The organism is Pseudomonas citronellolis (genome assembly GCF_029335315.1).
GTDB classification, from domain to species: Bacteria; Pseudomonadota; Gammaproteobacteria; order Pseudomonadales; family Pseudomonadaceae; genus Pseudomonas; species Pseudomonas citronellolis_A.
Genome location: NZ_JARJLT010000201.1, coordinates 1 through 26380 on the forward strand (window position 1 = coordinate 1; position 26380 = coordinate 26380).

25 protein-coding genes, 1 tRNA gene and 2 pseudogenes are annotated in these 26380 nt (G+C 62.4%); 18 read left to right on the forward strand and 10 right to left on the reverse strand.

Going from position 1 to position 26380, the window contains the following annotated elements; translation table 11 throughout:
* The 3 genes from mksF to mksB form a co-directional block, all read right to left on the reverse strand.
* A partial coding sequence (gene mksF, locus P3W75_RS15575) for an Mks condensin complex protein MksF (RefSeq protein ID WP_276228262.1) occupies nucleotides 1–2812 on the reverse strand: 2812 nt, incomplete at its 3' end.
* The gene (gene mksE / locus P3W75_RS15580) at nucleotides 2809–3543 is read right to left on the reverse strand and encodes an Mks condensin complex protein MksE (RefSeq protein WP_276228263.1); all 735 of its coding nucleotides are present in this window, start codon (nucleotides 3541–3543) and stop codon (nucleotides 2809–2811) included. The genes mksE and mksF, both read right to left, overlap by 4 nt.
* Nucleotides 3533–4810, reverse strand: a complete 1278-nt coding sequence (gene mksB, locus P3W75_RS15585; protein WP_276228264.1) for an Mks condensin complex protein MksB — start codon at nucleotides 4808–4810, stop codon at nucleotides 3533–3535. The genes mksE and mksB overlap by 11 nt, the downstream gene beginning before the upstream one ends.
* Nucleotides 4811–5010: 200 nt before the next feature.
* Here mksB and P3W75_RS15590 point away from each other — a divergent pair, with 200 nt between their 5' ends.
* The 9 genes from P3W75_RS15590 to P3W75_RS15630 all read left to right on the forward strand — a co-directional run bounded on the left by P3W75_RS15590 (nucleotide 5011) and on the right by P3W75_RS15630 (nucleotide 12893).
* Nucleotides 5011–5616 (forward strand): hypothetical protein, encoded by a 606-nt coding sequence (locus tag P3W75_RS15590; RefSeq protein ID WP_276228265.1) that lies wholly within the window; start codon nucleotides 5011–5013, stop codon nucleotides 5614–5616.
* Nucleotides 5617–5784: 168 nt separating this feature from the next.
* Entirely contained in the window at nucleotides 5785–6831 is a 1047-nt protein-coding gene (locus tag P3W75_RS15595; RefSeq protein ID WP_276228266.1) for a DUF6160 family protein, read from the forward strand.
* Nucleotides 6832–6833: 2 nt separating this feature from the next.
* Nucleotides 6834–7871 (forward strand): hypothetical protein, encoded by a 1038-nt coding sequence (locus P3W75_RS15600; RefSeq protein WP_276228267.1) that lies wholly within the window; start codon nucleotides 6834–6836, stop codon nucleotides 7869–7871.
* 15 nt (nucleotides 7872–7886) lie between these two features.
* Entirely contained in the window at nucleotides 7887–8384 is a 498-nt protein-coding gene (locus P3W75_RS15605; RefSeq protein WP_276228268.1) for a DUF6160 family protein, read from the forward strand.
* 119 nt (nucleotides 8385–8503) lie between these two features.
* Nucleotides 8504–9289, forward strand: coding sequence for an energy transducer TonB (locus tag P3W75_RS15610; RefSeq protein WP_276228269.1), 786 nt, complete (start codon nucleotides 8504–8506; stop codon nucleotides 9287–9289).
* Nucleotides 9286–9738 (forward strand): ribosomal protein S18-alanine N-acetyltransferase, encoded by a 453-nt coding sequence (gene rimI / locus P3W75_RS15615; protein WP_276228270.1) that lies wholly within the window; start codon nucleotides 9286–9288, stop codon nucleotides 9736–9738. The genes P3W75_RS15610 and rimI overlap by 4 nt, the downstream gene beginning before the upstream one ends.
* A 174-nt stretch (nucleotides 9739–9912) precedes the next feature.
* On the forward strand, nucleotides 9913–11157 hold the full coding sequence (locus tag P3W75_RS15620) for a C69 family dipeptidase (protein WP_276228271.1): 1245 nt from the start codon (nucleotides 9913–9915) through the stop codon (nucleotides 11155–11157).
* Between the two features lie 65 nt (nucleotides 11158–11222).
* Entirely contained in the window at nucleotides 11223–11867 is a 645-nt protein-coding gene (gene can, locus P3W75_RS15625) for a carbonate dehydratase (protein ID WP_276228272.1), read from the forward strand.
* 30 nt (nucleotides 11868–11897) lie between these two features.
* Nucleotides 11898–12893 (forward strand): isocitrate/isopropylmalate family dehydrogenase, encoded by a 996-nt coding sequence (locus P3W75_RS15630; RefSeq protein WP_276228273.1) that lies wholly within the window; start codon nucleotides 11898–11900, stop codon nucleotides 12891–12893.
* Between the two features lie 3 nt (nucleotides 12894–12896).
* Here P3W75_RS15630 and P3W75_RS15635 read toward each other — a convergent pair whose 3' ends face one another.
* Nucleotides 12897–13091, reverse strand: a complete 195-nt coding sequence (locus P3W75_RS15635) for a hypothetical protein (RefSeq protein ID WP_276228274.1) — start codon at nucleotides 13089–13091, stop codon at nucleotides 12897–12899.
* Nucleotides 13092–13418: 327 nt separating this feature from the next.
* On the opposite strand from P3W75_RS15635, the gene P3W75_RS15640 reads away from it, so the two are divergent.
* From P3W75_RS15640 to P3W75_RS15650, 3 genes are all read left to right on the forward strand, one after another.
* The gene (locus tag P3W75_RS15640) at nucleotides 13419–13562 is read left to right on the forward strand and encodes a hypothetical protein (protein ID WP_276228275.1); all 144 of its coding nucleotides are present in this window, start codon (nucleotides 13419–13421) and stop codon (nucleotides 13560–13562) included.
* Between the two features lie 80 nt (nucleotides 13563–13642).
* Entirely contained in the window at nucleotides 13643–13888 is a 246-nt protein-coding gene (locus P3W75_RS15645; RefSeq protein WP_276228276.1) for a FitA-like ribbon-helix-helix domain-containing protein, read from the forward strand.
* Nucleotides 13885–14304 carry a type II toxin-antitoxin system VapC family toxin gene (locus P3W75_RS15650; RefSeq protein ID WP_276228277.1) on the forward strand — a complete coding sequence of 140 codons (420 nt, stop codon included), beginning with the start codon at nucleotides 13885–13887 and terminating at the stop codon, nucleotides 14302–14304. The genes P3W75_RS15645 and P3W75_RS15650 overlap by 4 nt, the downstream gene beginning before the upstream one ends.
* Nucleotides 14305–14374: 70 nt before the next feature.
* Here the strand turns inward: P3W75_RS15650 and P3W75_RS15655 are convergent.
* Nucleotides 14375–14451, reverse strand: a tRNA-Met gene (locus P3W75_RS15655).
* A gap of 716 nt (nucleotides 14452–15167) precedes the next feature.
* On the opposite strand from P3W75_RS15655, the gene P3W75_RS15660 reads away from it, so the two are divergent.
* Nucleotides 15168–15356, forward strand: coding sequence for a hypothetical protein (locus P3W75_RS15660; RefSeq protein WP_079389525.1), 189 nt, complete (start codon nucleotides 15168–15170; stop codon nucleotides 15354–15356).
* Nucleotides 15357–15934: 578 nt separating this feature from the next.
* Here P3W75_RS15660 and P3W75_RS15665 read toward each other — a convergent pair.
* Nucleotides 15935–16780, reverse strand: coding sequence for a hypothetical protein (locus P3W75_RS15665; RefSeq protein WP_147311979.1), 846 nt, complete (start codon nucleotides 16778–16780; stop codon nucleotides 15935–15937).
* A 428-nt stretch (nucleotides 16781–17208) separates the two neighbouring features.
* On the opposite strand from P3W75_RS15665, the gene P3W75_RS15670 reads away from it, so the two are divergent.
* Complete coding sequence (locus P3W75_RS15670; RefSeq protein WP_033970139.1) at nucleotides 17209–17409, forward strand: helix-turn-helix transcriptional regulator; 201 nt, start codon at nucleotides 17209–17211, stop codon at nucleotides 17407–17409.
* A 465-nt stretch (nucleotides 17410–17874) separates the two neighbouring features.
* The gene (locus tag P3W75_RS15675; RefSeq protein ID WP_043158239.1) at nucleotides 17875–18531 is read left to right on the forward strand and encodes an inovirus Gp2 family protein; all 657 of its coding nucleotides are present in this window, start codon (nucleotides 17875–17877) and stop codon (nucleotides 18529–18531) included.
* A 212-nt stretch (nucleotides 18532–18743) separates the two neighbouring features.
* Here the strand turns inward: P3W75_RS15675 and arsH are convergent.
* Nucleotides 18744–19243, reverse strand: a pseudogene (arsH, locus tag P3W75_RS15680) (arsenical resistance protein ArsH); the annotation flags it as partial.
* A 222-nt stretch (nucleotides 19244–19465) separates the two neighbouring features.
* On the opposite strand from arsH, the gene P3W75_RS31905 reads away from it, so the two are divergent.
* The gene (locus tag P3W75_RS31905) at nucleotides 19466–19852 is read left to right on the forward strand and encodes a MarR family winged helix-turn-helix transcriptional regulator (protein ID WP_350327885.1); all 387 of its coding nucleotides are present in this window, start codon (nucleotides 19466–19468) and stop codon (nucleotides 19850–19852) included.
* Nucleotides 19853–19993: 141 nt separating this feature from the next.
* Here the strand turns inward: P3W75_RS31905 and P3W75_RS15685 are convergent, their stop codons facing one another.
* The 3 genes and pseudogenes from P3W75_RS15685 to P3W75_RS15695 all read right to left on the reverse strand — a co-directional run bounded on the left by P3W75_RS15685 (nucleotide 19994) and on the right by P3W75_RS15695 (nucleotide 24912).
* Nucleotides 19994–20539, reverse strand: a complete 546-nt coding sequence (locus P3W75_RS15685; protein WP_033970142.1) for a TetR/AcrR family transcriptional regulator — start codon at nucleotides 20537–20539, stop codon at nucleotides 19994–19996.
* Between the two features lie 128 nt (nucleotides 20540–20667).
* Nucleotides 20668–21298 (reverse strand): annotated as a pseudogene (locus P3W75_RS15690) (hypothetical protein).
* Between the two features lie 47 nt (nucleotides 21299–21345).
* Complete coding sequence (locus P3W75_RS15695) at nucleotides 21346–24912, reverse strand: indolepyruvate ferredoxin oxidoreductase family protein (protein WP_043158242.1); 3567 nt, start codon at nucleotides 24910–24912, stop codon at nucleotides 21346–21348.
* A gap of 56 nt (nucleotides 24913–24968) precedes the next feature.
* Here P3W75_RS15695 and P3W75_RS15700 point away from each other — a divergent pair, with 56 nt between their 5' ends.
* Both P3W75_RS15700 and P3W75_RS15705 read left to right on the forward strand, forming a co-directional pair.
* On the forward strand, nucleotides 24969–25274 hold the full coding sequence (locus P3W75_RS15700; RefSeq protein WP_231278154.1) for a hypothetical protein: 306 nt from the start codon (nucleotides 24969–24971) through the stop codon (nucleotides 25272–25274).
* 146 nt (nucleotides 25275–25420) lie between these two features.
* Entirely contained in the window at nucleotides 25421–26347 is a 927-nt protein-coding gene (locus P3W75_RS15705) for a quinone oxidoreductase family protein (RefSeq protein WP_033970162.1), read from the forward strand.
* Nucleotides 26348–26380 lie beyond the last annotated feature (33 nt).

Here is a 26380-nt window from a genome sequence, read left to right on the forward strand (position 1 = left end):
CTGCCTCGGCGGTGGCGCTGGCGGCCTGCTCGCGGCGGCGGATGAACTTCCAGTCGGCCTCGTCGATGTAGATGCCGTTGGGGCCGCTGCCGCCTTCCAGGTCGATGGCCACCTGCGCCGAGACCTGTGGCTTGACGCTCGCCAGGATCGGCACGAAGCCCAGCTGCAGGCTGGTCTCCAGCAGCGCCGACTGGTTGCGTTCGTCGATGTCGGCGGCCTCGTCGAGGTAGTAGGGCAGGCGGATGCGCCCGGCCTGCTCGCGGTCCATCAGGTGCAGCAACAGGTACATGTTGGTCAGCGCCTTGATGGTCATGGTGGTGCCGTTGGAGGCGGCGCCGTCGATGTCGGTGTGGACGATCGGCTGGCCGCCGACCTTGGTGATCTCGAACGCCAGCTCGAACAGGTCCTTCAGGCCCAGCTGGTTGTTGTTCGCCGCCACCAGGCGCGACAGGTAGTCCTTGGCTTCCTCGTTCTTCGCATCCTGCTCGGCGCTCTGGGTCAGGTCGAACACCGAGAGGTTCTCGCCTTCCTCGTACTGGCCGGCGCTGTGGATGATCTGGTCGATGTGCCGGAGGGCGTCCTTGTTCGGCGCCAGCACGATGCGGAAGCTCTGCAGGTTCGACACCTGGCGCTTGTTGATCTCGCGGTTGAACAGCGCCAGCTGGTGTTCGAGGTTGTCGTAGTCGCTGCGGATGTTGCGCAGGGTCCGGGCGATGTCGGTCACCGCCGCGCGACGGGCCTTCGCCAGGGTCAGGGCCTCGTCGGTGCGGTGCGCGTAGGCGTTGATCAGCAGGTGCAGGCGGCGCTCGGGGTCGTCCTCGCTGTCGAACTTGGCCACGCCCTTGAGGCGTACCTGGGCGTACAGCGCCTCGATCTGGCCGTCGATGCGCTGCAGTTGCTGCCAGGTGTCCTGATAGTCGTTGAGCAGCGGCAGCAGGTTGTCCAGGGAGTCGTCCACCGGCTCCATGAACGGCGTGCCGAACGGCAGGTCGGCGGGCAGCAGCTGGCGGCGGCGCAGGGCGTCGTCGAGGGTGCGCTGCTTGGCTTCCAGGTCGGCCAGCTGGCGGCCGATCAGCTGCAGCTTGGCGGACAGTTGCTGGACGCGTTCGGTGAAGGCGTCGGCCGAGCGCTTGAGCTCGTCCTGGGTGGCTTCCAGCTGCGCGAGTTTTTCCAGCTTGGCCGGTTCTTCGACGCTCAGGGTTTCGCTGCGGCGGAAGTCTTCCAGGGCCTTCTGCGCGTCGAGCACGTCCTGGTACAGCTTGTCGGCCTGGGCCTTGCTGGCGTGGCGGTCGGCGGCCACCGCCTGCTGGGTCTTGAGCTGCTTGAGCTCCTTCTCCAGGCGCTCCTTCTGGTCGCGCAGGGCGGCGCGGTCGGCCAGGGCCTGCAGCGCCGGCGGCTCGATGTGCGAGAGGTCGATGGACAGGCCGGGTACTTCGAAGCGCTCGCCCTTGAAGTGGTCGAGGATCTTCTCGACGCTGCCGACCCAGTTGCCGTCCGCGTCCAGGTTCACCCCGTTCTCGCCCAGCGGCAGGCTGAACAGCGCGCCGTTGAACAGGCGCATCAGGCGCTCCACGTCCTGCTGCGAGAACTCCTCGCGCAGGCGCGCGTAGCTGTTGTTGTCGGCGTGTTCGAGCTGCTGGCGCACGCTCTTCACGCGCTTCTCCAGGTCGCGCACGCGCTCTTCCAGGTCTTCGCTGGAGAACTGCCGCGAGTGGGCCAGGGCGCCGGCCAGTTCGTCGTGGGCGTCCTTGGCGGCGAGCAGCTGCTGCTCCAGCACCTTGGCGTCCTCGACCAGCGCGAAGCGGTTCTTCAGCACCGCCAGCTCGCCCATCCAGCGTTGGATCTCGCTGATCTCGCGCTCCAGGCGCATCAGCTCGGCGGTGCCGCCGCGCTGCTCGTTCTGCAGGCCGTCCTGCTCGCTGCGGTAGTGCTCGGCCTGGATCACCAGCTCTTCCTTGCGCGCCCCTGCGTAGTCTTCCCAGGTGCCCAGCAGGCTGTCGAGTAGCGGCGAGAGGCGGTGCATCTTGCCGCGCAGGAATTCGCGCTGCTGCACGCCGTTGGCCAGCGCCTCGACCAGCGGGCCGGCGGCGACCAGGGCCTGGTAGTCGCCCTCCATGCGGCGCACGTCGCGGAAGGCCTCCTCGCAGGCGGCGATATAGTCGACGCTGCCCGAGCGCAGGCTGTGCTCGAAGGCGTCGAGGAACAGCTGCTTGAGCTTGGCCGCGGTGATCTCGCGCATGTGCAGCAGGTTGATGAACAGCGAGCGGAAGGTCTTCAGGCTCTGTTCGCTGGTGGAGCGCAGCGGGATCAGGGTCAGGTCCAGCGGCACCGAGGTGTGCCCGCCGACCAGCAGCCGGCGCAGTTCATCGGGCTTGAGCTCGTAGGCCTTGAGGCCGGCGCGTTCGAGGCTGGTGTACAGCTCGCGCAGGCGCAGGCAGGTGCCGTCCTTCTGGTAGTGGTCCAGGTCCAGCTCGCCCTGGTAGGCGAAGAACTGGTGGCCGAAGCCGCCGCCCGGACCGCGCCCGCCGCAGCCGATGACGTGGCGGCCGTGGGGCAGTTCCAGCTCGATGAGGATGTAGCTGGTGTCGGTGGCGAAGTAGAACTTGCGCGAGGCTTCCAGGCTGTACTTGCCGAAGCTCATGTCCGACATGCGCGCCAGGATCGGGAACTGCAGCGCGTTGATCGACGCCGACTTGCCGAGGTTGTTGGCGCCGTAGACCGACAGCGGCTGTTCCAGGGGGAACACGCCAAGGCTGTAGCCGGCGGTGTTGAGCAGGGCGAAGCGGCGAATGCCGTAGCGTTCCTGGGTCATGCCTGGGCCTCCATGTCGGCTTGTTCTTCGGCGATGGCGCGGGCGAGGGCGTCTTCGTCGCTTTCCTCGGGTTCGCTTGCGTCAGCGCTCGCCTGCGGGGCGGCCGGTTCGTACGGCTCTTCCAGGCTGACGATCGGTTCTTCGTCCTCGCCGGCCAGGGCCGGGGCGACGTAGGCCAGGTCCTTGGCGTGCAGGCTGGCGGCCAGGTCGCGGTCCTGCTGCACCGACAGGCAGACGTCGAGGAAGCGGTGGATCGGCGGCAGGAAGCGGTACACGCCGTTGTCCTCGGCGGCGAAGCCGAGCTGGGTGAGACGGCGCATGACCTTCTCTTCCAGTTCCTCCTGGGTGGTCACCTCGGCCTGCAGGAACAGGTCGCGGTACTTCTCCAGCAGCGGCGGCAGCTCGTCGCGGCCGATGCTGCCGCCGTCGAGCACGGCGAGCGGGTCGCGACCCTGGTCGGCGAGGTGCTCGACCAGGATGAAGGTGAACAGCGCCAGGCGCTGGGCGGTCTTGTTGACCTGGGCGCCGATCTGCTCGGGCACGAAGTAATAGAAGCCACGGGTGTCGCAGACCAGTTCGAAGCCCAGCGAGCGGAACAGCGCGCGGTACTGGTCCTGCTGGTTGGACAGCTGGCTGTACAGCTCGGGGTCGCGGCGGCTGATGTGGAAGCCCTTGAACAGCTCGCGGAAGACGGGCCCGAGCTGGGTCAGGTCGGAAAGATTAATCTGCATGGGGTTCGCTCGCTTTGCCGCCCTGGCCGGCCGGAGCGGCGAGCAGGGCGAAGGAGCACAGGCTGACGCTGTGCTGGGCGGTATCGTAGTCGCGGCGCTCCAGGCGCTCGCGCTGGAAGCGGCCGTCGCGCGACAGGCGCGAGAACCAGTAGAGCAACTCGTCGGTGGCGCCTTCGGGCTCCTGGTCCAGCAGCCAGACCATCAGGTCCGGCAGCGGCAGGGCGGCCTGGCAGCGGTCGAGCATCTCCCGCGCAGTGCGCGGCGCGGCGCGCGGGCCGTCGCCGCCACGCTTGCCGGTGGCCTTGGGGAAATGCGCCGGCTTGGGCTCGAAGCGGGCCAGGGCGAAGACGTAGCTTTCCACCTGCGAGGCGCTGCCGAGGAAGGTGCTCTGCGGCCGGGTGAACAGCGGCATGGAAGCCTGCGGCACGGCGTCGATGCCCTTGCGGCGGATCACCGACAGGGCCAGCGCGGCGCCACGGGTAATGGCGTTGTGCCGGCGCGCTTCCTCGCGCAGTGGCAGCAGCAGTTCGCGGGCGCGGCGCAGGGTGAGCTGGGCGGTGGTCTGCATTTCCAGGATGCGCGCGTGGGTGCGCAGCAGCTGGTCGTCGTCCACCAGCTGGCCGAGGCGCTGCTGTTCGCCGAGCAGGCGCAGCAGCACCTGCTCGACGCGGCGCACGCCCTGCTCGAAGGCGCCGTCGGCGGCTACCAGCTGGATCATCGGCTCGACGTATTCGTCCCAGGTCGCCAGCACCTCGGCGTAGCGCTGGCGCAGGGGAATCTGCCGGTCGCTGGTCTTGGCCCGCTCGGCCACGGCGATCAGCGCCTGTTCGTCGTTGGCCAGCTTCTTCAGTACATCGCGCACGCGCATGTCGAGCAGGCGCAGCTGGCGCGCCAGGTCGTTGCCGTCGCGCACCTCGAAGGCGTCGCGGATGTAGCCGGCGAGGCGCTCCAGGTGGCGCAGGTAGGCCTCGATCTCCAGGCACAGGCCCAGGCGATGCTCGTGGCGCAGGTAGGCGAGGAAGTCGTGGATCTGGGCGTTCAGCTCGAAGCGGTTGGGGCTCTTGGCCACCGGTACCAGGATGTCCAGGCGAATCCACTGGTCGAGCAGGGCGGTGACGTCCGCCGGGCTGCCTTCGGGCAGTTGCGCCGTGAGCTGCAGGCGCAGCTCCGCCAGGCTCAGGGTGCCGCTGTCGAATCGTTCGCAGAGCGGTTCGAGCAGGGCCCAGTGTTCGGCGAGGGCGCGCAGTACGCGTCGGGGGTCGATCATCGGGAAGCCGCTGTGACGGGTAAAGGGGGCGATTGTACTGCAAAGGTCCGCCCACAACGGAAGGGGTGACGAAACGCGGCACTTCGTGACCCGACGGAGGGCGGTTTGGCTCGGAAAAGCCTGTCGGAACGCCGATAACCCCCTGAAATTCCTGGCATGTTTTCTGCCAGATACAGCGCAGCCAATAGCCAATTGCCGCCATGACTTACGACGCCGCACTCGCCAAGGCCCGCTGGGCCGAACTGGAGCGCCAGGACGACCTGGACTGGGACCTGGACGCCATCACCGACCGCAGTGAAGCGATCGCCTTCCTCAGGCGTTTCGAAAACCGCCTGTGCATCTATTCGTCCTACGTGGAGAAGCTCTACAGCAACTACAGCTTCGTCATTCCCGAGAACCAGGAGGGCGGTATCACCATCCTGCCCAACGAACAGGCCTGGTTCGACACCTTCCACGACATCCCGGTCGACGCCGTGGAGCCCACCGGCATCCACATCCTGCCCGGCGAGACCATGGGCCACAGCGGCCTGTACCTGAAGATTCCCGCCGAGCACCGCCTGGTGGCTTCGGCCGAGCTGCCGTTCCAGGACGGCCTGAAGCTGCTGATCCGCCGTTACCGCATGCGCGACGAACCGTTCCTGCCGGTGCTGATCAAGGGCGACCTGCGCGAGTACGAGGCGCGCATGCCCTCGTTGCACCTGCACCGGCTGAACACCGCGAAGCTGCAGGCGCAGTCGCGGTTGAACCTGGAGGCGATCAAGGGCGCCATCGCCGAGCACCTGATCGGGCTGTTCCGCCACGGCTGAGCCAGGCTGTTACGCCAGTGTGACATTGGGTAACACGGTGCATGGCGCCCGGTGGGCGATTCTCGACTATGGGTCGGGACGCGATGGCTGGCGACTCCCTATAGTGGGATCACGGGTCCGAGTCCCTGCCTGGATCGGACAGGCCCACAATAACAACGGGAAACCGCCATGCCTTCGTCCTTCCGCCCGTTCGCCCGCGCCCTGGCACTGGTCTGCGGCGGCCTGCTGGCCTTCTCCGCCCAGGCGCGCATGCAGGAGCTGAACGACGGCCAGCTGTCCGACGTCACCGGCCAGGCGTTCATCAACGTCACCACGGATGCGCTCAACGGCCTGAACTTCACCCAGATCAACTTCGGCGCCGACCTGCAGACCCAGCTCAACATCAAGAACCTGCAACTGGGCCTGTACAACCGCAGCGGCGCGAACAACAACGTCGGCGACATCGACATCGGCAACTTCGCCCTGGGCACGGTCAACGACGCCACCGGGACGGTGAATCCCTTCCTCATCAACGACCCTTACATCCAGTTCGCCTACAGCGGCACCCAGCTGGTGGGCGTGCGCCTGGGCTTCGGCTCGGCCCAGGGCTACCTGTCCGGCGATATCAAGTCGCTGACCGGCAACGTGCCGGTGGACCTCTACGGCACCGGCACCGAGCTGGGCAACGCGATCAGCTGCGGCATCAACCTGGTCTGCCTCGCCGCCAAGGGGCTGATCAGCAGCACCGGCGACTCCAGGTACACCGCCGCGGCGCAGCTGGTCACCTCCTCCGGCAACCCGACCTCGGTGCGCGCCGACACCGTCGGCCTGGCCAACGGCACCGCGCTGGACATGACCAGCGCCGGCAACATCTCCGGCGCGCTGCTGGGCATCCTGCTGCCGCTGCTGACCTCGCAGAACTGCAACCTGCTGGGCGCCACCACCTGCTTCCCGCTCAGCCAGTACCAGTCGATCCCGATCGGCCAGGTCGACCCGAACAACGCGCAGAACTTCGTCAGCTCGGCCAAGGGTGTGTTCCTCTCGCTGCAGAGCCAGTCCATCCAGTGGCGCGACCAGCAGGACCCGAGCAAGATCGTCCAGACCATCGCCGGCGCCTTCATGAACATCCCGCGCAACGCCGACGGCAGCGCCGCGATCAATCTCGACTTCACCCAGGGCTTCAACGGCATCCCGCGCCAGGACACCTGCCTGGGCGGCCTGAACAAGGGGTGCTGAGGATGACCAGCCGCTGCGCCATCCTCGGCCTCGCCCTGTTGGCCTGCGCCGGCCTCGCCCGGGCGGAAATGCACGCGCTGGACGACGACCAGCTGTCGGACATCCAGGGTGGCGCCCTGGGCATCGTCCTCGACGGCCTGCTGGTGGACGGCAAGCAGGCCAACCTGACCCTCAACGGCATCAACAACAGCAGCGGGCAGAACGTCGCCGTGGGCGTCGACGACCTCTACATCGCCAACATCGGCAGCAAGCTGGGCAGCACCCTGGCCCCGGCGCAGATCGGCAGCCTGGACTACCCGCTCAAGCTCAGCCTGGCCAAGGGCAGCGCCATCTCCACCGTGCTGGTGAGCGACGGGCGCACGGTGAAGACCCTGCCGGACAACATCAGCCTGCTCGACTTCGAGTTCCCCGCGCTGCTGGCCACCAGCAACAGCGCCGGCCAGCCGTGCATCGTCGGCAGCAGCGCCGGCGCGGTGAACTGCTCCAGCCGCCAGACCGGGCGGGTCGACCTGGGCGCCAGCCTGAGCTTCCAGGTGACCGCCACGCGCAAGGACTTCATGCGCCTGAACCTGTCCGAACTGACCATGGACGGCAGCTACCTGCGCCTGTGGAGCGACCCCACCTCGAAGCAGCTGTCCGGCGAATTCCGCCTCAACCTGTTCGCCAAGTCGATGCAGATCACCACCTGTGAACAGGGCAAGACCGGCTGCACCACCGCGGCCAACCTGGCGGCCAACAGCATCTACCTGACCAACGCCTACGCCAGCGTCGCGCTGGGCTACGGTAAGGCGCAGCCGATGCGGCTGCAGGTGCAGTCGGACGGCAACTTCACCTTCACCCTGCCGGCGATCACCAACGCCAACGCCGCCGACTTCTACGCCAACGCCCCGCGCACCAGCATCGTCATCGACAACCTGAACGTCGGCGGCACGGCGCCCACCGCGCCGGGGGTCAACCCCACCGGTGGGGTCAACCTGGGGCGCAGCGTGATCGACGGCCTGGGTATCGGCTACCTGCGTCTGACCACGCACAATCTCTGACGGGAGGCACTCGCGATGACTCCTCTGCTTCGAACCATCGGCCTGGCCCTGCTACTGGGCGGGGCGGCGTTGCCGGCGGCGGCGGAGCTGCGCCAGCTGGCCGACGACGACCTCGGCGGCATCAGCGGGCAGGACGGCCTCAGCCTGTCGCTGCAGGCCACCCTGCAGCGCGACGCCAGCACCCGCTGCAGCGGCGGCTGCGGCGCGCGGGTGGCGTTCCAGCCAGCCGGCAGCGGCGGCAACTACGTGGTGCTGGACAACATCTTCGGCTCCTTCGACTTCGCCGAAGTCACCCTAGACATCGTCACCATGACCAACGCCGCCGGGGTCAGCCGCAACGTCCTGCGCATCGGACTGCAGGACCTCAATCTCAACGGCTTCAGCATGACCCTGGCCGGCGCCAATGCCGCCAGCGGCAGTGCCGCCGGGCTCAGCCAGACCAACCTGCTCAACGCCACGGTCAACGGCACGCTGCACCTGCAGGGCCACGTGAACCTGTTCAACACCAATTGACGCGCGCCGCGCGGGGTTTCCGCCGCGCCCGGTTTCACGCGACAATAGCCGCCGTTTTTCCGTTTTCCGGATAGACGCCCCGGCCGCCCGTGCCGCCGGAGCGTCGCAGGTGATGCCCCTTGATCGAAGAAGCCCGCCGCCGCGCCTACCTGGGCGCCATGCAGGTCGCCTCCTGGCTGCCGCGCGTGGCGCTGCCCTTCGCCGCGCCCTCGCGCGCCGAACTGCTGGAGCCGCCGGCGCCGCCCGAGGCGCCGCTGCCGGCGGTCGCCGCCGCGGTGCGTGAAGCGGCCCCGGCCGCGCCCGCGCCGAGTGCGCGCCCGCCGATCGCCGCCTTGATGCCCAAGCGTGCGGCCAAGGAGCCGGAAGCCCCGGCACCGGCCGAGGTCGAGGAGGAGGTGCCGCCGACGCCGGTCGAACCGCCGCCGCGCTTCACCCTGCAACTGTTGCGCGCCGGCAACTGCGCGATGTTGGTCGAACTGCCCAGTGGCGAGCCCCTGGCCAGCCGCGACCCCGCCTACCTGTTGCTCAAGGACCTGCTGCGCGCCGCCGGCCTGCCGGACAGCCCGCAATTGATCGGCGAGCCGGTGCGCTGGCCGCTGCTGTCGCGCGGCAACATGGACCAGGGCCCGCAGGCGGCCCGCGAGTTCGTCCAGGGCTTCGTCGCCGCGCGCCTCGAGGACGGCGGCCCGAGCCGTTGCCTGTGGCTGGTCGGCCGGCCCGCCGTGCGCTTCGCCGGCGAAGCCGACGACGAGGCGCTGTACCGCGAGCTGCAGGTCGAGGAACTCGGCGTGGCCTGGGCCATCCCCGGCCTCGAGCGGCTGAGCGAGGAACCCGCGCTCAAGGGCGAGCTGTGGCGCGCGATGCGCCGCGTGCGCCAGCGCTGGACAAACCAGGAAGCAGAATGACCGACGCGATTTCCTTCCGCCCGATGACCGAGGCGGATCTCGATGCCGTGCTGAAAGTTGAGTACGCCGCCTTCAGCCACCCCTGGACCCGCGGCATCTTCCTCGATGGCCTGAAGAGCTACGACTGCTGGCTGATGTTCGAAGGCTCGCAGCAGGTCGGCCACGGCGTGATCCAGCTGATCCTCGACGAGGCGCACCTGCTGAACATCACCGTGAAGCCGGAGAACCAGGGCCGCGGCCTCGGCCTGAGCCTGCTCGAACACTTGATGGCGCGCGCCAGCGAACTGGGCGCGCGCGAGTGCTTCCTGGAAGTGCGCGAATCGAACCAGAGCGCCTACCGCCTGTACGAGCGCTTCGGCTTCAACGAGATCGGCCGGCGCCGTGGCTACTATCCGGCGGTCGGCGGCCGCGAAGACGCCCTGGTGATGGCCTGCACGCTGCTCGACTGACCGTCATCCCGGCCATATCCAGGCGCGCTCCGCCGGCGTAGCCTGGGTGACCAACAACAAGAACAACAAGGTCGCGACATGAAGCCAACCGCAACGGCGGCGCCTACCCGGCTGCCCGTCGTCCCCGCGCCACGTCATTTCCCCAGCGCCGCCGGCGCGGCCTAGGGGGCGAGCATGTGCGACACCCTCGTCCTGCGCGCCGCCGGTTGCACCTGGTTCGCCAAGAACAGCGACCGCGAACCCTGCGAACCCCAGCGCCTGCTGCGCCTGCCGGCGGTCCATGGCGACCCGGCGAAAGCGCTGCGCACCACCTACCTCGAGATTCCCCAGGTGCCCGGGCGCCACGCCGTGATCCTCAGCCAGCCGAGCTGGATGTGGGGCGCGGAGATGGGCGTCAATGAGCACGGCGTGGCCATCGGCAACGAAGCGGTATTCACCCGCCTGGTCAGCCAGGAGGGCGAGGCGCTGCTGGGCATGGACCTGGTGCGCCTGGGCCTGGAGCGCGGCGCCAACGCGCGGGAGGCGCTGGAGGTCATCACCACGCTGCTGGAGCGCCACGGCCAGGGTGGCCCGGCGGGGCTGCGCAACAAGCGCCTGCGCTACGACAACAGCTTCCTCATCGCCGACCCGGGCGAGGCCTGGGTCCTGGAGACCGCCGGGCGCCTGTGGGCGGCACGACGCGTCGAGCGCTGGGCGATCTCCAACGCTCTCAGCCTGGGGCACGACTTCGACCTCAGCAGCCGCGACCTCGAAGGCCAGGCGCGGCGCCTGGGCTGCTGGAACGGGCGCGGCGATTTCCACTTCGCCCGCGCCTTCGACGGCCGCCTGCTGCCGTGGGTGGCCGGCGCCCACCAGCGCCGTCGGCTGAATCAGGAATTCATCGCCAACTGCCCGCGCGAGCCGAGCTGGGAAGCGCTGGTGGTGGCGCTGCGCAACCACGGCCAGCGCGATCACAACTTCACCCGTCACGACAACCGCCAGGTCTGCATGCATGCCGGCAGCTTCTGGCGGCCGTCGCAGACCACCGCCAGCCTCATCGCCCGCCTTGGTACCGACGGGCCACGGCTGGCCGCCACCGGCACCTCGGCGCCGTGCCTGTCGCTGTTCCAGCCGCTGGGCTTCGAGCCGGCCGCCGGCGCCAGCCTGCTCAGCGCAGCGGAGGCGCCAGTGGAGCAGTGGCTCTGGAGCCGCTTCGAACCCGTGCATCGACGCGCCCTGGCCGACCCGGAGTTCGCCGCTGCGCTACGCTCCGGGCATGCCTGGCTCGAAGCGGAGCAACTGGCCGCGTTGGACCGCCGGGCGCCGGACTGGTCGCGCCTGGCCGCCGAGGCCGAGGCCTGGCACGAGGCCTGGCAGCAACTGGCCGGGCAACTGGAACCGCGCCTGCCACGCTGGTGGCGGCAACAGGCGGCGCCTTGACGCGGCGCTTGTCAAAGGTCGCCGCCGTTACGTAAGGTGCGCCAGCCGCAGAGGAGGAGTCCCCCATGAGCGACCTGCAAGAGCTGTTCGACAACAACGCCCGCTGGGCCGAGGCGATGAACCGCGAACACCCGGAGTTCTTCGCCAAGCTGGCCCGCCAGCAGACCCCTGAATACCTGTGGATCGGCTGTTCCGACGCGCGGGTGCCGGCCAACGAGATCGTCGGCATGCTGCCTGGCGACCTGTTCGTCCACCGCAACGTCGCCAACGTGGTGCTGCACACCGACCTCAACTGCCTGTCGGTGATCCAGTACGCCGTCGACGTGCTCAAGGTGAAGCACATCCTGGTCACCGGCCACTACGGTTGCGGCGGCGTTCGCGCGTCCCTGCAGGACCGCCAGTTCGGCCTGATCGACGGCTGGCTGCGGACCATCCGCGACCTCGCCTATGAATACCGCGAGCACCTGGCGCAATTTTCCAGCGAGGACGAGCGCGTCGACCGCCTCTGCGAGCTGAACGTGATCCAGCAGGTGGCCAACGTCAGCCACACCAACATCGTGCAGAACGCCTGGCATCGCGGCCAGTCGCTGTCGGTGCACGGCTGCATCTACGGCATCAAGGACGGCCGCTGGAAAAACCTCAACGTCACCGTCAGCGGCCTCGACCAGTTGCCGCCGCAGTATCGCCTGCGTCCCGTCGGCGAGGCTTGAGTTTCAGCCGATGGGTTAGAGGGAGCGAGCATGCGTGAGCTCTGCGTGATCCCCGGCGACGGCATCGGCCGCGAGGTCCTGCCGCCCGCTGTGGCCGTGCTGCGCGAACTGCTTCCCGACCTGCGCCTGCGCGAAGCGGAGGCGGGCTGGGAATGCTTCCAGCGCCACGGCACCTCGGTGCCCGAGGCGACCCTGGCGGCGTTGCGCGAATGTGGCGCCGGGCTGTTCGGCGCGGTGTCCTCGCCCAGCCACAAGGTGCAGGGCTACCGCAGCGCCATCCTGCGCCTGCGCCAGGAGCTGGGCCTGTACCTCAACCTGCGCCCGGTGCGCGCCTGGCCGGCGCTGTCGCCGCGCGCCGGGGTCGACCTGCTGATCCTGCGCGAGAACAGCGAGGGCCTGTACAGCGGCCGCGAGCACTGGGAAAGCGACGGTGTGGCCATCGCCGAACGGGTCATCAGTCGCGAAGCCTGTGCCCGCCTGGCGAGGGCCGCCGCGCACATCGCCCGGCAACGCCAGGTGCGACGGATCACCCTGGTGCACAAGGCCAACGTGCTGCCACTGACCTGCGGACTGTTCCGCGATACCTGCCGCGACCTGCTGGCCACCGAAGGCTGGAGCGATGTCCTCGACGAGCGTCTGGTCGACGTGGCCGCGTTGCAGCTGGTGGAGCGCCCGGAAGCCTTCGACCTGATCGTCACCACCAACCTGTTCGGCGACATCCTCTCCGACCTCGCCAGCCACTGGGGCGGCGGCCTGGGCGTGGCCCCGTCGCTCAACCTGGGCGATGGCCTGGCGCTGGCCGAGCCGGTCCACGGCAGCGCCCCGGACATCGCCGGCAGCGGCCGCGCCAACCCGCTCGCGGCCATCCTCAGCGCGGCGCTGCTGCTGCGTTACCACTGGCGGGACGAAGCCGCCGCGCTGCGCATCGAGCGCGCCGTAGAAGGGTATCTGCAGGAAGAGGGGCATATCGACCACGGCACGGAAACCACGCGCCTGGTCGGAGAAGGTGTGCTGAAACGACTCTAGGGCCTAGCCCAGCTCCGGATGCGCGGCCAGACAAGCCACGCTGCCGCTGCCCACCGCCAGCAAGGGCAACACCGCCAGCATCGCCTGCAACCCACCACCCATAGGTAGCGCCTGGACGAACAAGGTCCAGTCCTGGGCGGCCAGCCCGAGAGCGAGGGAAAGGGCGACCACGACCAGCGTGCGAGCGAGATAACCCATGGCGACGTCCTGCGAGGCGAAAAAAAGAAGCCATTGCCCAAGGCAGCGGAACGGGCAATGGCCACATCGGAGAGCAGGAAAATGGAAGAACCTGCTGGAGAGGAAAGGTACCGATCAGGCAGGTGCTTAGCTAGCTAAGAAAGTGAGAGGCTGTTTTGCCGGGGCTGAGACAATCATCGAACTGCGAGCACACTTTCTACATCTGACCTTCGTCAGCGATTACATGACGGCGAGAGAGGGCTTGCTCGCTTTGCAGCGAATTCCTGCGGGCTTGTCGAGCATCATGGCCCCCTGTGGCACCTGTCGCCGGAGCATCTGGAATCCATCGTGCGTCCATTCCCCCTCGTGCAGTCGGAGCACCAACTGGATGCAGCAGATATCGACGAAGCTGAAGACGATATGGAGCTGCGCCGAATCGTTGAGGAGCGAGTGAACGAGTCGTCGCGGGAGGTCTCTCTGAATGAGCTGTGAGCGTCATCGGGAGCCGCTGGCGAATTGGGCTATGCCTTAGTATGCTGTCAATGATTTCATTGATTGCAATGGAGGTAATTATGGCCAGCATCACTATTAGAAACCTGGATGAAGATCTCAAAGCCAAGCTTCGCGTGGTTGCCGCCAGCCACGGTCGCTCGATGGAGGAGGAAGTGCGGATCATCCTCGCTCAGGCGCTCTCCAAGGGGGAGAAGCGGGGAGGGCTGGGTAGCCGAATCCGTGCTCGCTTTGCTTCCGTGGGCGGCGCTGAAATCGAGCTGCCGGCGCGGAAGACCAAGGCTCGGGCTGCAGATTTTGACGAATGATTCTGCTTGATACCAATGTGCTTTCGGAGCTGATGAGACCCAAGCCTGATCCGGTAGTTATGGCCTGGCTCGATGCCCAGTCCGTAGACGACTTGCACATCAGTTCGATTACCGTGGCAGAGATTCTCTACGGCGTAGCCAGGATGCCTGACGGGAAGCGCAAGCAGGCTCTCTATGACCTGGCTCTCGCAATGTTCGAGGAAGACTTCGCCGGCAATATCCTGCCGTTCGATACGGATGCAGCGGTGCACTATGCCGATCTAGTGGCGGCGAGCGAGGCGCGGGGGATGGTTGCCGATATGGCGGATGGGCAGATAGCGGCGATTGCCAGGTTGCATGGCGCGCAGATCGCCACGCGGAATGTCCGGCACTTCGAAAGCTTCGGTGTTCCGCTGATTGATCCCTGGAAGGGCTAGGCGGTAGACACGCTGTAGTCACTACAGGCAAAAGAAAAGGGGTTAGCTTTCGCTAACCCCTTGAAAATAATGGTGGCTACACCGGGACTTGAACCTGGGACATCAGCATTATGAATGCTGCGCTCTAACCGACTGAGCTATGTAGCCGAGTGGCGCGCATTTTCCGTATCTGGGCGGGGGCTGTCAAGCATTTTCCTGAATAATTTTCTGATCTTTCAATCGTTTAGCGGGAGGCGCCGGGGTAGGGCGGTTTCCCCGGGCGGAAATGGAAAAGCCCCGCGCTGGCGGGGCTTTTCTGCGTCTGCGGTGGGCGGTCAGACGTTAGCTTGAAAGTCTGGTCTCTTGAGCATTGCAGGAGCGGATGTATTGGGTAGTTTTATTTTTTGTGTACCCGGTTTTGTACCCGGTTTTCGTATGGCGTAAGCGCTGACCAAAAGACTGTAGGTTGGGGCGCTGAACCAGGGCTTCCCTGGTGCAGTGGAGGTTTTAGCCCTGGTGTATCGTGCAGACGGTTTCAGGGTGCCTTCCTATTGATCGGGGGAGACGTCATCTCCTTAACCGAAGCGGCTCGACGCTGAGGCAATCAGGCGCGAGGCAATCAGGAGCGAGGGACGCTGGGGCAGCGGCAAACTTACCCGTGGCAGCTGAGCGACGGTGTCAGATCTTGAGTGATGCCTGACTCACCTGGGCGGTGCTGCCCTGCCGGCCAGGCCAGTTTTATCGCGGGCCTCCTACGTAGCCCAGTTGATTGCTCAGAGCCCAGTATCTGGCGTCAGCTCAGCCCAGTCTGCAGGTCCTCGCCTTGGCGTGATTGAGCTTCTGATAAAGTGCTTCCCGCGACTGATTCCGTGGTGAAGAAAGGTATGGACTTACAAGACGCCGTTCTTGCTTTGCTGCTGGCTGCTCGAATTCATGGCACTGATAGTGCCGTAAAGGCGACCGCTAAGAGGTGCGCCAAGCAGCTTCCTCGTAGCAAGCGAGATTTGATGTTCTCCATTGTGGAAAGCGGCGAACCCTTGAAGCTGGTCAGACACATCGCAGCAAATATTTAGCCGTCATCGATCTCAGCGAGCGGAAGACGCTCCCCCTTGCCGTATATCCCGACAGGTTCCTCGTTGCGAGTGGTTGGACGCGATTCGATGCCGCCGAAGTATGGTGTGGTAGTCGCACACGCATTACCGGCCGCTGAAGTCCGAGTGCATCAGTACCTCCGCCTATGGCTGTCGTGTGCTAGGGCCTCCAGTATGGAGTGTATCTGGGCCCAGTGCGTGCAGTGATTCTTCGGGCAGCCTATGACGGCGCGCGATTAGAGATCGAACAGCACCGTCCCATCGACGCCACGGGATTGCTGTCTTGCAATACCTGATGGCGCTGCCTCACTTTGTGGTCCGCGAGAAGATGGCACTCGCTTTTTGTAACGCCTCAGTCCGTAGCAACCTGGGGCGCAGACGACGCAGTTCTTCGCTCTCTCCATGCTGCTTGTTACTACTCGAAAAATGTTCGATTCCTTGACGCTATCGAATAGTTTTAAATTTTAAGCGTTTCGCTGATTTTTCTAGCTATGAGTTTCGATTGCGGATTTTCTGGTTAATGGGATTTGTTTAGTGGTTGTGTTGGGATTAAGTGCTATTTAAGAGTCAATTCCTCGCAGGATTCGAATTCTCTCTGCTATGTAAAGCCCTTTTTCTTGTTCCATCATTAATAATATTTCTATGATCTGGGTTTGCGAAAGTTCGTATCTCTTGCTGAGTTCTTCAAGTCGTCTAATGGCTTTTTCAGTTAGGTTGAAATTTTTCTGACTTCTATCCTTTCGAGTGTTTCGGCTGATTTTTTGGCGCCAGATTTTTTTGGCTGAACTGATGCACAGTTTTTTCTCTAGCTCCGTCATGTGAATGGAGTCAAAGAATACTAGTGCACTCTGGTGGTTCATTGGTTGTGTATATCCTCCCGTTAGATTTCGTTTGTTCTTAAGCATCCAGTCCCAGATATAGGTGCATGCCTCGAGTTCGTCTTCTTCTTTTATCCAGTCTAGTTGCTTGTCCTTTTTAAGTTGTTCAATCCAGTCTCTTTTTAGGCTTTCAATGGTGCTTTGTTTTAAATCGATATCCCAGATATCAATGAGTGCTAGGATTTGTTCTCGGCCCTTTAGGTTTTCTGGGGTGAGATAGCTGTAGTTATGTTTGATGAATAGCTTCGATTTTATCCATTCATGCTGTCGTTCGTTTTCTGTTACCCATGTCATAAGGTTTTCTGAAATTATTCTTCTTCTGGCGTGGCTTAATATTATCTGGATGTTGAGTTTGGCCGATGAAATGGTATTTGCAATGGTGTCTCGCATGGTTCTTTGGTCTAGGGCCATGACGTTGTATCTGGCGGCTCTGATGTCGGACAGGTAGAGCCATAGCCAGTTGTCTCTGCGCGAGTCGGCTGTGTTATCACCCAGGATCTTTGATAATTTATCGTTAATACGAATCATTATATCTCTCTTGGTTTTTGTGCTTATTCAAGATGAAATATAGCATGGATAGTGATGTTTTTAAGATTCATCGTAGATGTCTTCTAGAAGCAAAATAGACTCCATTTATAGGTCGATCCTTACGAATATGGCGCTGCTTGTGCTAGCTCTGCAGGCGGGCATGGTCTAGCGTTCGCGTGCGTGAGGACGGGGATGGCGAAAGAGAGAGGGCGCATGTCGTCGTGTCATCGCGTTACCGGCAGTACCAAGATGCTTTGGGGAGGAGGCTGGATCGCCTCTGCTAGATCGTGCACCTGAGCTCAGCTCCGCCATTGGTAAATGATATTACTGCCGCTACATTGGCGGCCGCAGAAGTCGTTGCTGGGCGTGGCTACGTTATTTCTTACTGGGCTTGCCAATCCTCTGGACGAACACAGGAGCAACCGTTCATGAGGATAATCCGCCTGAAAGAGGTCATGGATCTTACTGGTCTTGCCCGATCCACTGTTTACAAGTACATCGCTGCTAGCGAGTTCCCTGTCCCGGTGTCTTTAGGTGAGCGATGTGTTGGCTGGCTTGAAAGCGAGATCCATGACTGGATTCTCGCCAGGGTCGCTGAGCGTGATAAGGCTTTAGGTCTGATTTCTTGACGAATAGTGATCGTGAGCATAATTACCATCATGATCCGGTTCAGGCCGGATCATGATGGTTTTTTGCCGGAGTAAGATTTGTAAAAGTATTTCCCGGTATCGCTCGTGAAATGGTGCGCCTTGATAGGTAACAGAGCGGTAATGGATTTCGGTGTGGGTAATATGCTTTATATGCTCTTCCTTCTCCGTCTATCTAATCATACATCCAGTCAGTCCAATCTACCTACTCACTAATCCATCCATGCATCAGCCTATGTGCAGAGTAATTCATCTAGATATCCTGTGCCTGTTAGATACAGGCACCTAGTGTGCTACTGGTGAAGAGGGTGGTGACAGGTTATGTACTCCAATACGGGTACTGGAATTGTGTGAGGACTGAGCCTATAGCTCAGTCACTGAGTCGGTCGGCGTAAACAAATACCACGCGTGCTGAGTATATGAACCTCAACACAGAGAGTGGTAAAAATGCTGCGTCATCCTCAGAACACCAATCTGCATATTCACACTGATCCCTTCTTCGAAGGTCTTCCCGTAATGATCGAGAAAGGGCCATTCATTTCTGAATACCTAGCAACCCTGAAGAGCACTATCGACCTAGCACTTGGGCAGTATCCTAGGCTCCTGGCCTTCAAGGCAGACTTACGCCTTCCTGCGGGCATCGACCTGCCTGAGTACGCCTACACTAACGACGTCATCAGAGAGTTCTGGGGCTCGTTCAAGGCGAAGATTGAGCACAACCGGGACATGGCTCGTAAGCAGAATCCCTACGCCCATGGCTGCAAGGTTCGCTACGTATGGGCGAGAGAGGTGGGAGCAAAGGGGCGCCCGCATTACCACCTGCTGATCCTGCTTAATCGGGATGCGTTCTACACCGTGGGTAGGCTGCAGTCAGAGAACTCCAACATGATCAGTCGATTGGAGGAGGCTTGGGCGAGCGCCTTGGGGCTGCAGCTCAATCAGATGAGTGGGTTGGTAGAGATTCCTGATAACGCCACGTATAGGGTTGATCGCGATGATGCAGATGCATTGGCCAGCCTGTTTCATCGCGCTAGCTACCTCTGCAAGGTCGCTACCAAGAGTTTTGGGGATGGACAGCATGGGTTCCGAGGCAGTCGGGGGTAACTGAATCAGAGGGTCCCGCTCACTTCCACCACCGGTGACAGCTATCGGCCGATTGTGTTGAAAAAGTAGCTGCCCACCCATGTCGCCGGCAAAATCACGCTGTCAGCGAGCATGGGAGCAGGCGGCATGATGGGACAGTTAGCGGGAGGGCAGGCGCGCCTGACGGCGTATCTTCAGGGCGTGCTTGTCTGATTTCGATGGGCATGGCGACCTCAGATCGAGCGCTGATTCACGCGGGCGGAAAGCTGCTCGGCGCTTTCCTTGCGCTCCGAATAACGATCCACGAGGAAGTCCTGGCGATCGCGCAGCAGTAGGGTGAACTTCACCAGTTCCTCCATCACGTCCACCACACGGTCGTAGTACGCCGAAGGCTTCATGCGTCCCTCGTCGTCGAACTCCCGGTAAGCCTTGGGCACCGAGGACTGGTTGGGGATGGTGAACATGCGCATCCAGCGGCCGAGCACGCGCAGCTGGTTGACCACGTTGAACGACTGCGAGCCGCCGCAGACCTGCATCACAGCGAGCGTCTTGCCCTGGGTGGGCGCACGGCGCCGAGCGCCAGGGGAATCCAGTCGATCTGCGCCTTGAACACCGCAGACATGGCGCCATGTCGCTCCGGCGAGCACCACACCTGGCCTTCCGACCACAGAACCAGATCGCGCAGTTCCTGCACCTTGGGATGCTCCACCGGCACGTCGTCAGGTATGGGCAGCGTTACGCATGATGTCATCGATTGTTCATTGCGATAAACTTGAACAGTATTTTGCATTTCGTTCATTATTTTAGGGCTCCTAATGCTGTCTGCCAGCAATGCCCCATGGCGAGAAATGACAGCTTCCAGTCTTTTCGATCAGATGGATTTGTTAGATAAGGTGGCAAACTGATGGTGCATTATTCAAATAAGAACTTCGTTCCTGGCCAGAATATAGGTTTCATGTTGGTCAAGGCGCGGAACATTGTCTCGTGTGAGGCGGATGCTGCCCTGAAGGAACTGGGGGTTACTGGGCAGCAAATGGGCGTGCTGTTAACTCTACGCCGAGGTGAGGCGATTACCTCGGCGGCGTTATCCAAGCTCTTCTGTATCGATACTGGTTCGGTTTCGCGAATGCTCGACCGGCTCGAGAGCAAGGGACTCGTTTGTCGCATCCGGAGTACCGAGGACCGTCGAGTGATCGTCCTGCACCTCACTACGAAGGGGGAGCGAATAGCTGACAGAGGGACAGAGTTCATAGTTCCTTTGCTGAATTCTCGGCTATCGAGATTCAGTGAGAAAGAGTTCTCCGAATTTTCCCGCTTTCTTCAGATGTTTCTATCTGACTGATCATTAGGGATATAGGCTCTCAAGCGAGGTGGTTTTCCAGAATAAGCTGAATCGGCCAATTTTCTTTGCTTAGCCCCCTATGAAGACTGCACGTGGTACATCCGTCTTGGGGAGGCTAGATACGCCATGCGCCGGCAGTACTCATTTTTGAAATTGCTCGTATGTAATACCCATTACTGCAATTTGCGGCAGTAATTCGACCAACGTGTCGAGTCGGCAGCTTGGTAAGCGCCATTCCGGATAATCGTCAAGAATGGCCATTACACTACGAACGACCACCGTCAGTTTTCCCTCATCCCTAGCGTACTGGCTCGACATTTGCTTTAAGATTCCCCTAAGATGCTCAATCTGAGACAGCCGAATCGCCATTATCGCGCTCTTTTGCTCGTTAGTGAGCTGGCGGAGTTCTAGGCGAGATAATATCTGCCTGCCGTGATGAGCAAGACTGAAGTGCACGTGTGAATGGATATATTGCCGTAGGCGCTGCAAGCCGCTGGCGTTATTCGGATCTTCTGCCCTGAGTGTGTCCAGTAGATCTGATTCATGCTCTTCAATCAGCTCGAACAGCAATGCCTGCTTGCTGTCCATGTGGTTGTATAGCGATCCGGCCTGCATGCCGAGAGCATTGGCGAGCTGGCGCAAGCTGACGCTCTGGAAGCCTTGCTCGACGAACAACTGGAGTGCCACTCGGCGAAGTCTTTCGTGAGAGCTAGTCTGTTCGACCTGTTGCGGCTTTGCGTGTTCCCCGTGCCGATATAGCATCGATTCGGCGGCTGGGCAGTCGGACTCGGCAGTCGATATGGCTAATTTCACGATTAATCTCGATGCAGCGTCAAGGCAAGCTCCAGGCCTCCACCGATGTACAATGTGGCAAGGCCCTTCCTGGTATCGCGGCGGTTCATTTCGCACAGGAGGGTAACCAGTACCTGGCTGCCGGAAAGGCCGATCGGGTAGCCAAGAGCGATGTCCCCATCATTGACATTGACTTTGTCGATATCCCAACCCGGCTTCCTGCCAACTGAAAGAGCCTGCGCGGCGAAGGCTTCGTCGGCTTCTATCAGGTCGAGATCGGCCAATTCCCAGCTGGCCTTTTCCAGGTATTTGCGGCTGGCTGGGAGCGGACAACACCCATCACTCCCATCACGGCAGCGGATCGTCTGGGGCCGCCGTGGCGACAGTCTCAGACTTGACCCGCACAGCTTACTCACGGACGGGCACGATATAAGGCAGCCCGGCGGTGATTGCCGCCCGGCGTGCCGGATTCTGTCCGCAGCTCTCGGAAAGCACCTGGCCGAGAGTCACTTCATCTAAGTAGGTTGGAGCCACGTCTGTTTTTTCTAGCAGGGTGCGGATTACGGCGCTGCCTAGTTTGACTGCACTGAAGTCGGCCAGGCTGTCCTGGATGGCACCGATGGCAGTACGATCGGCGACGACGACGTCTTGCATGCTATCTCTCCGCATAAAACTGGCTCCGGCTCGAGCTCTCGTCGTGGTCACAGCTGGGTGACTTGGATGAGTGCACTCATGCCAGTTGGCTGAGTGGCGTCGTGGAACTGTGCTTCACCACGCAACCGGGCTAGCAATTGTGTCTTGCGCGTTTCGGCGTGGGCTAGATAGCGCTCCTTGACCGGGCCATAGCCGCGTACGGCATCCGGCAATCGAGCTAGTTCCAAGGCGGTGGCGAGGTTGTCGGCAGTGAATCGGGCCAGCACTTCGTCGAGGATCGCCTCGTAGCTTTCCAGCCATGCGCGCTCGACCTTGCGCTCATGGGTGCGGGCGAAGGGGTCGAGCCAGGTGTTACGCAGGCGACGGAAACGACTGAGCAGGCGTAAGCCTTTGAGCATCCAGGGGCCGAAGCTGCGCTTGGCCGCTTCCACGCCCGGTGCGGTCTTGTTGAGCAGTGGCGGAGCCAGATGGAAGTTCAGGTGGTAATCACCTTCGAAGGTTGCCTCGATCTTACGAATGAACTCGTCGTTGGCGAATAGACGGGCCACTTCATACTCGTCCTTGATCGCGAGTGCCTTGAAGTAATTGCGCGCCACTGCCTCGGTGAGGGCGCCGGGCTGGCCATTGAGGGTGCTTTCCGCGACGCTGAAGCGTTCGACGCGCTTGCGGTAGCGCTCGGCATAGGCTGCGTCTTGATAATCGGTCAGTATCTCGGTGCGCCGGGCAACGATCTCGTCCAGGGTCTGCGACAATTGCCGGTCGCTGCTCTGGACTCTGCCCGCTGCGAGCAACTGGTGTACTCGTTGTGAGTCAGCTGCGGAGCGGCGGCCCCAAACGAAGGCAGTACGATTGAACTCAACCGCCGTGCCGTTAAGTTCGATGGCCTCCAGCAAGGCCGTCTCCCCCACCGGCAACCAGCCTTTCTGGTAGGCATAGCCGAGCATGAAGGTATTGGTGGCGATGGAGTCGCCCATCAGAGCGGTAGCGATGGCGCTGGCATCGACGAATTCCGCCCGCTCCGCGCCGACTGCTTCGTTGATCTGTGCGGCCATTTCGGGACTGCGGAAGCGCGGGTCGGGGTTTTCCAGCAGGTCACCGGATTCTGCCTGGCGGGAGAAGGTGCGGACGAAGGCGCTGGTGATGTTTTCCTCGCTGTTGATCAGAGCGTGACTAACGCCCTGGCGTAGCTTGGCCAGGGTCTCTGTGTTGGCGCTTACCACCAGGTCGCAGCCCAGCAACAGGCTGGCCTCGCCCTCTGCGATGCGGGGGGCGAACAGTTGTTCCTGGCGAGCGGCGATGCGGATGTGTGACCAAACCGCGCCACCTTTCTGCGCCATCCCGGCCATGTCCAGGTTCAGCACGCCCTTGCCCTCGATGAAGGCTGCCATACCCAGGAGGGCGCCGATGGTGACTACGCCGGTACCACCGACGCCGGTGACTAAGATGCTGTAGGGCTGTCCGAGGTCGGGCAGCAGCGGCTGGGGAAGCTCCCAGACATCCCCGGCGCTCTGCACCAGCGCTTTGGGCTTGCGCAGCCGGCCGCCTTCGACGGTGACAAAGCTTGGGCAAAATCCAGAGAGGCAGGTGAAGTCTTTGTTGCAGGACGACTGGTCAATCGCTCGCTTGCTACCGAACTCGGTCTCCACTGCGACTACCGACATGCAGTTGGACTTATTACTGCAATCGCCGCAGCCTTCGCAAACCGCCTCGTTGATCACCACCCGACGCGCCGGATCGGGAAATTTGCCGCGCTTGCGACGGCGGCGCTTCTCGGCAGCACAGGTTTGGTCATAGATGATCGCGGAGACACCGGGAAACTCACGCAACTGCTTCTGTACTTCTTCCATCAGGTCGCGGCGTAGGACCGGTACCCCGGCTGCTAGGTCGTGTACTTCCTGGTATCTGTCCGGATCGTCGCTGACCACCACGATTCGCTGAACGCCTTCGGCGGCGAGTTGGCGGGAGATCTGCGCCACGCTCAAGCTGCCGTCCACCGGTTGCCCTCCGGTCATCGCCACAGCATCGTTGTAGAGGATTTTGTAGGTGATCGATACTTTGGCCGCCACGGCTGCACGGATGGCTAGCAGGCCAGAGTGGAAATAGGTGCCATCGCCGAGATTGGCGAACACGTGGCGGGTTTCTGTGAATGGCGCCTGGCCGACCCAGGCCACGCCTTCGCCGCCCATCTGGCTGAAGGTCTCGGTGCGCGGATAGATCCAAGCCGCCATGTAATGGCAGCCGATGCCTGCCAGAGCTCGGCTGCCTTCTGGTACTTTAGTCGAGGAGTTGTGAGGACATCCGGAGCAGTAGTGCGGTACCCGCTCCATCAGGTTGCTCAATTGCTGCTTGCAACCGAGTTGGGCATCTAGCACCGCCAGGTGCATCTGTAGCGAACCGTGCGGGTGCAAACGCAAGATGCGCTTGGCCAAGGCGCGGGCGATCTGCGCTGGCGTCAGGTCGTTGATTGCCGGCAGCAGCCAATCGGTGTGCGGCAGGCTCCATTCGCCCTTGTCGTCGAACTTGCCGACGATGCGCGGGCGCACATCTTCGCGCCAGTTGTACAGCTCCTCCTTGAGCTGGTACTCGATCATGTGGCGCTTTTCCTCGACCACTACGATCTCTTCCAGCCCTTCGGCGAACTGGCGCACCCCCTCTGCCTCCAGCGGCCAGACCATGCCGACCTTGTAGACTCGCAGGCCGATCCGCTCGGCCTGCTCCTGGTCGATTCCGAGGATGTCCAGCGCCTGGCACACATCCAGATAGGACTTGCCGGAGGTGATGATGCCGATGCGTGCCCGACTCGAGTCCAGAGTCACTCGGTTGAGGCCGTTGGCTCGGGCATAGGCGGCTGCTGCGTAGAGTTTGTGCTCCAGCAAGCGCTGTTCCTGGGCCAGCGGAGGGTCTGGCCAGCGGATATTGAGGCCGCCTTCAGGCAGGGCGAAATCGGGAATGACTGGCTTCACGCGATTGATGTCAAGGTCGACGATAGCCGCGCTTTCTACGGTGTCGGCCACCGCCTTGAGCGCTACCCAGCACCCGGAGTAACGCGACATGGCGAATCCGTGCAGACCATAGTCGAGGTACTCCTGTACGCCGGACGGTGCCAGCACCGGCATCATCACGGCCTTGAAAATGTGTTCGGTCTGATGCGGAAGCGAGGACGAGCGGGCGCCATGGTCATCGCCGGCAATGGCCAGCACGCCGCCGAAGCGTGAGGTACCGGCGGCATTGGCGTGGCGGAACACATCACCGCAGCGATCCACGCCGGGGCCCTTGCCGTACCAGATGCCAAACACGCCGTCGTGCTTGGCGCCGGGGAACAGGTTGACCTGCTGGGTACCCCACAGCGAGGTGGCCGCGAGGTCTTCATTGACCCCCGGCTGGAACAATACCTGGTGCTGCTTGAGGTGGTCGCGGGCTTTCCACAGCGCCTGGTCGAAGCCACCGAGGGGGGAACCGCGATAGCCGGAGATAAAGCCTGCTGTGTCGAGGCCGTTGTCGAGGTCGCGCTGGCGTTGCATCAACGGTAGCCGGACCAGTGCCTGGATCCCTGTCATAAGGGCCTTTCCGGTCTTCTGGGCGTACTTGTCTTCCAGGGAGAGTGGTGTGCTCACGGCTAACCTCCAATGGTTCTTGTCGTTGCGACCGCGCCAGGACGTATCGCATTTTATTGAACGAAGTATTGGTTAGTGTTCATTTTTTGTTGAGTGATAAAAATTACTTACAGGTATCTGAAAATCTAATACCTTGGTTTCGTCTGTGCCTTTCGGTAATGGATTTCTGCGTTTCGGCGATACCCGATTGGCGCCGGCGCGGCGTTCGACATCGCAGCGGATACTTTGGCATGCGTGATTACGCTCGCTTGTTCGGCGTGTACCTGGGGCTGGTTACCGCTGGCGCTGCTGCCGCGCCCTTGCTGTTTGCCTTGTTGTTCCTGATCAGTGATAGCCACGCTTCTAGTTCGCCTGCTTCCTGATCGGCCCGTTGTTGTTGCTGACGCAGGGGGTATCCACACTTCAGGCAGGGGCGGCGTAGTGCACGGAAAATTTTATGGACAAATTACTAAAATATGTTCAATTAGTCTGCTTCTGAGTTCGTGTAGAAAAACAAGAAGGAGGCTGTATGCGTGCTGCTGTGATTTCCGAACGCAATGCCCTACCGTTGGTGGGTGATTTCTGTGAGCCCGAGTTGCAGGACGGCGCGGTCCTGATCGACGTCGACACCGCCGGTCTCGGTGGCTGGGATGTGCTCGGTGCCTACCGCCTAGGGGTTGAGTATCCCTGCGTGATTCGTGGAGAGGGCGTGGGGCACGCTAGCGATGGCCGCCGCGTGTATTTTGGTGAGCGCTCGGTAGCGCCATTCGGGGCCTGGGCCGAGCGTACCCTGGTACCTGCTCCCGAGGTGTGGGAGGTACCGGACGACGTCGACGACAAGACCGCCATCAGCATGGGCATCGCCGCTACTGGGGCCATAGTGCCGTTGGAGAAAGCCGAGATCCAGAAGGGCGAGAAAGTGCTCATCCTGGGTGCCACCGGTACCCTGGGTCAGATCGCTTTACAACTGGCGCGTGGTATGGGGGCGGGTAAAGTGGTGGGTGCCGCACGCTCGGAGCAAGCCCTGTTGGGCCTGAAATCACGCGGTATAGCTGATGAGGTGGTAACTCTGGGGAGGGCGGACGACGTGACCGCACTTAAGGATGCCGCCGACGGTGGGTTCGATGTGGTCCTCGATCTGGTCTGTGGCCAACCGCTGCTCACCGCCCTGAAGGCCACCAACTGGGGGGCGCGGATTATGACTATCGGTACCGGGGCGGGGCGGCAGGTCAACCTGGACATTGCCGACCTGCTGTTTCGCTCGTTGTCTTGTATAGGCACCGGTCAGCGTCCACCGATCGAGCGTGAGCAGATCTGGCGGCGTCTCCTGAAGATCGCTAAGGAGCAGGATATTTGGATTGACTATATGGACTACACCCTGGACCAGGCCGCTGAAGCCTGGGCAGCACAAGCGGCCGGCCCGCACGCGAAGATCACTGCACGCATCAAACGCTGAGCTGTTTGGGTACCGCGATCCGCATCCTGGCGT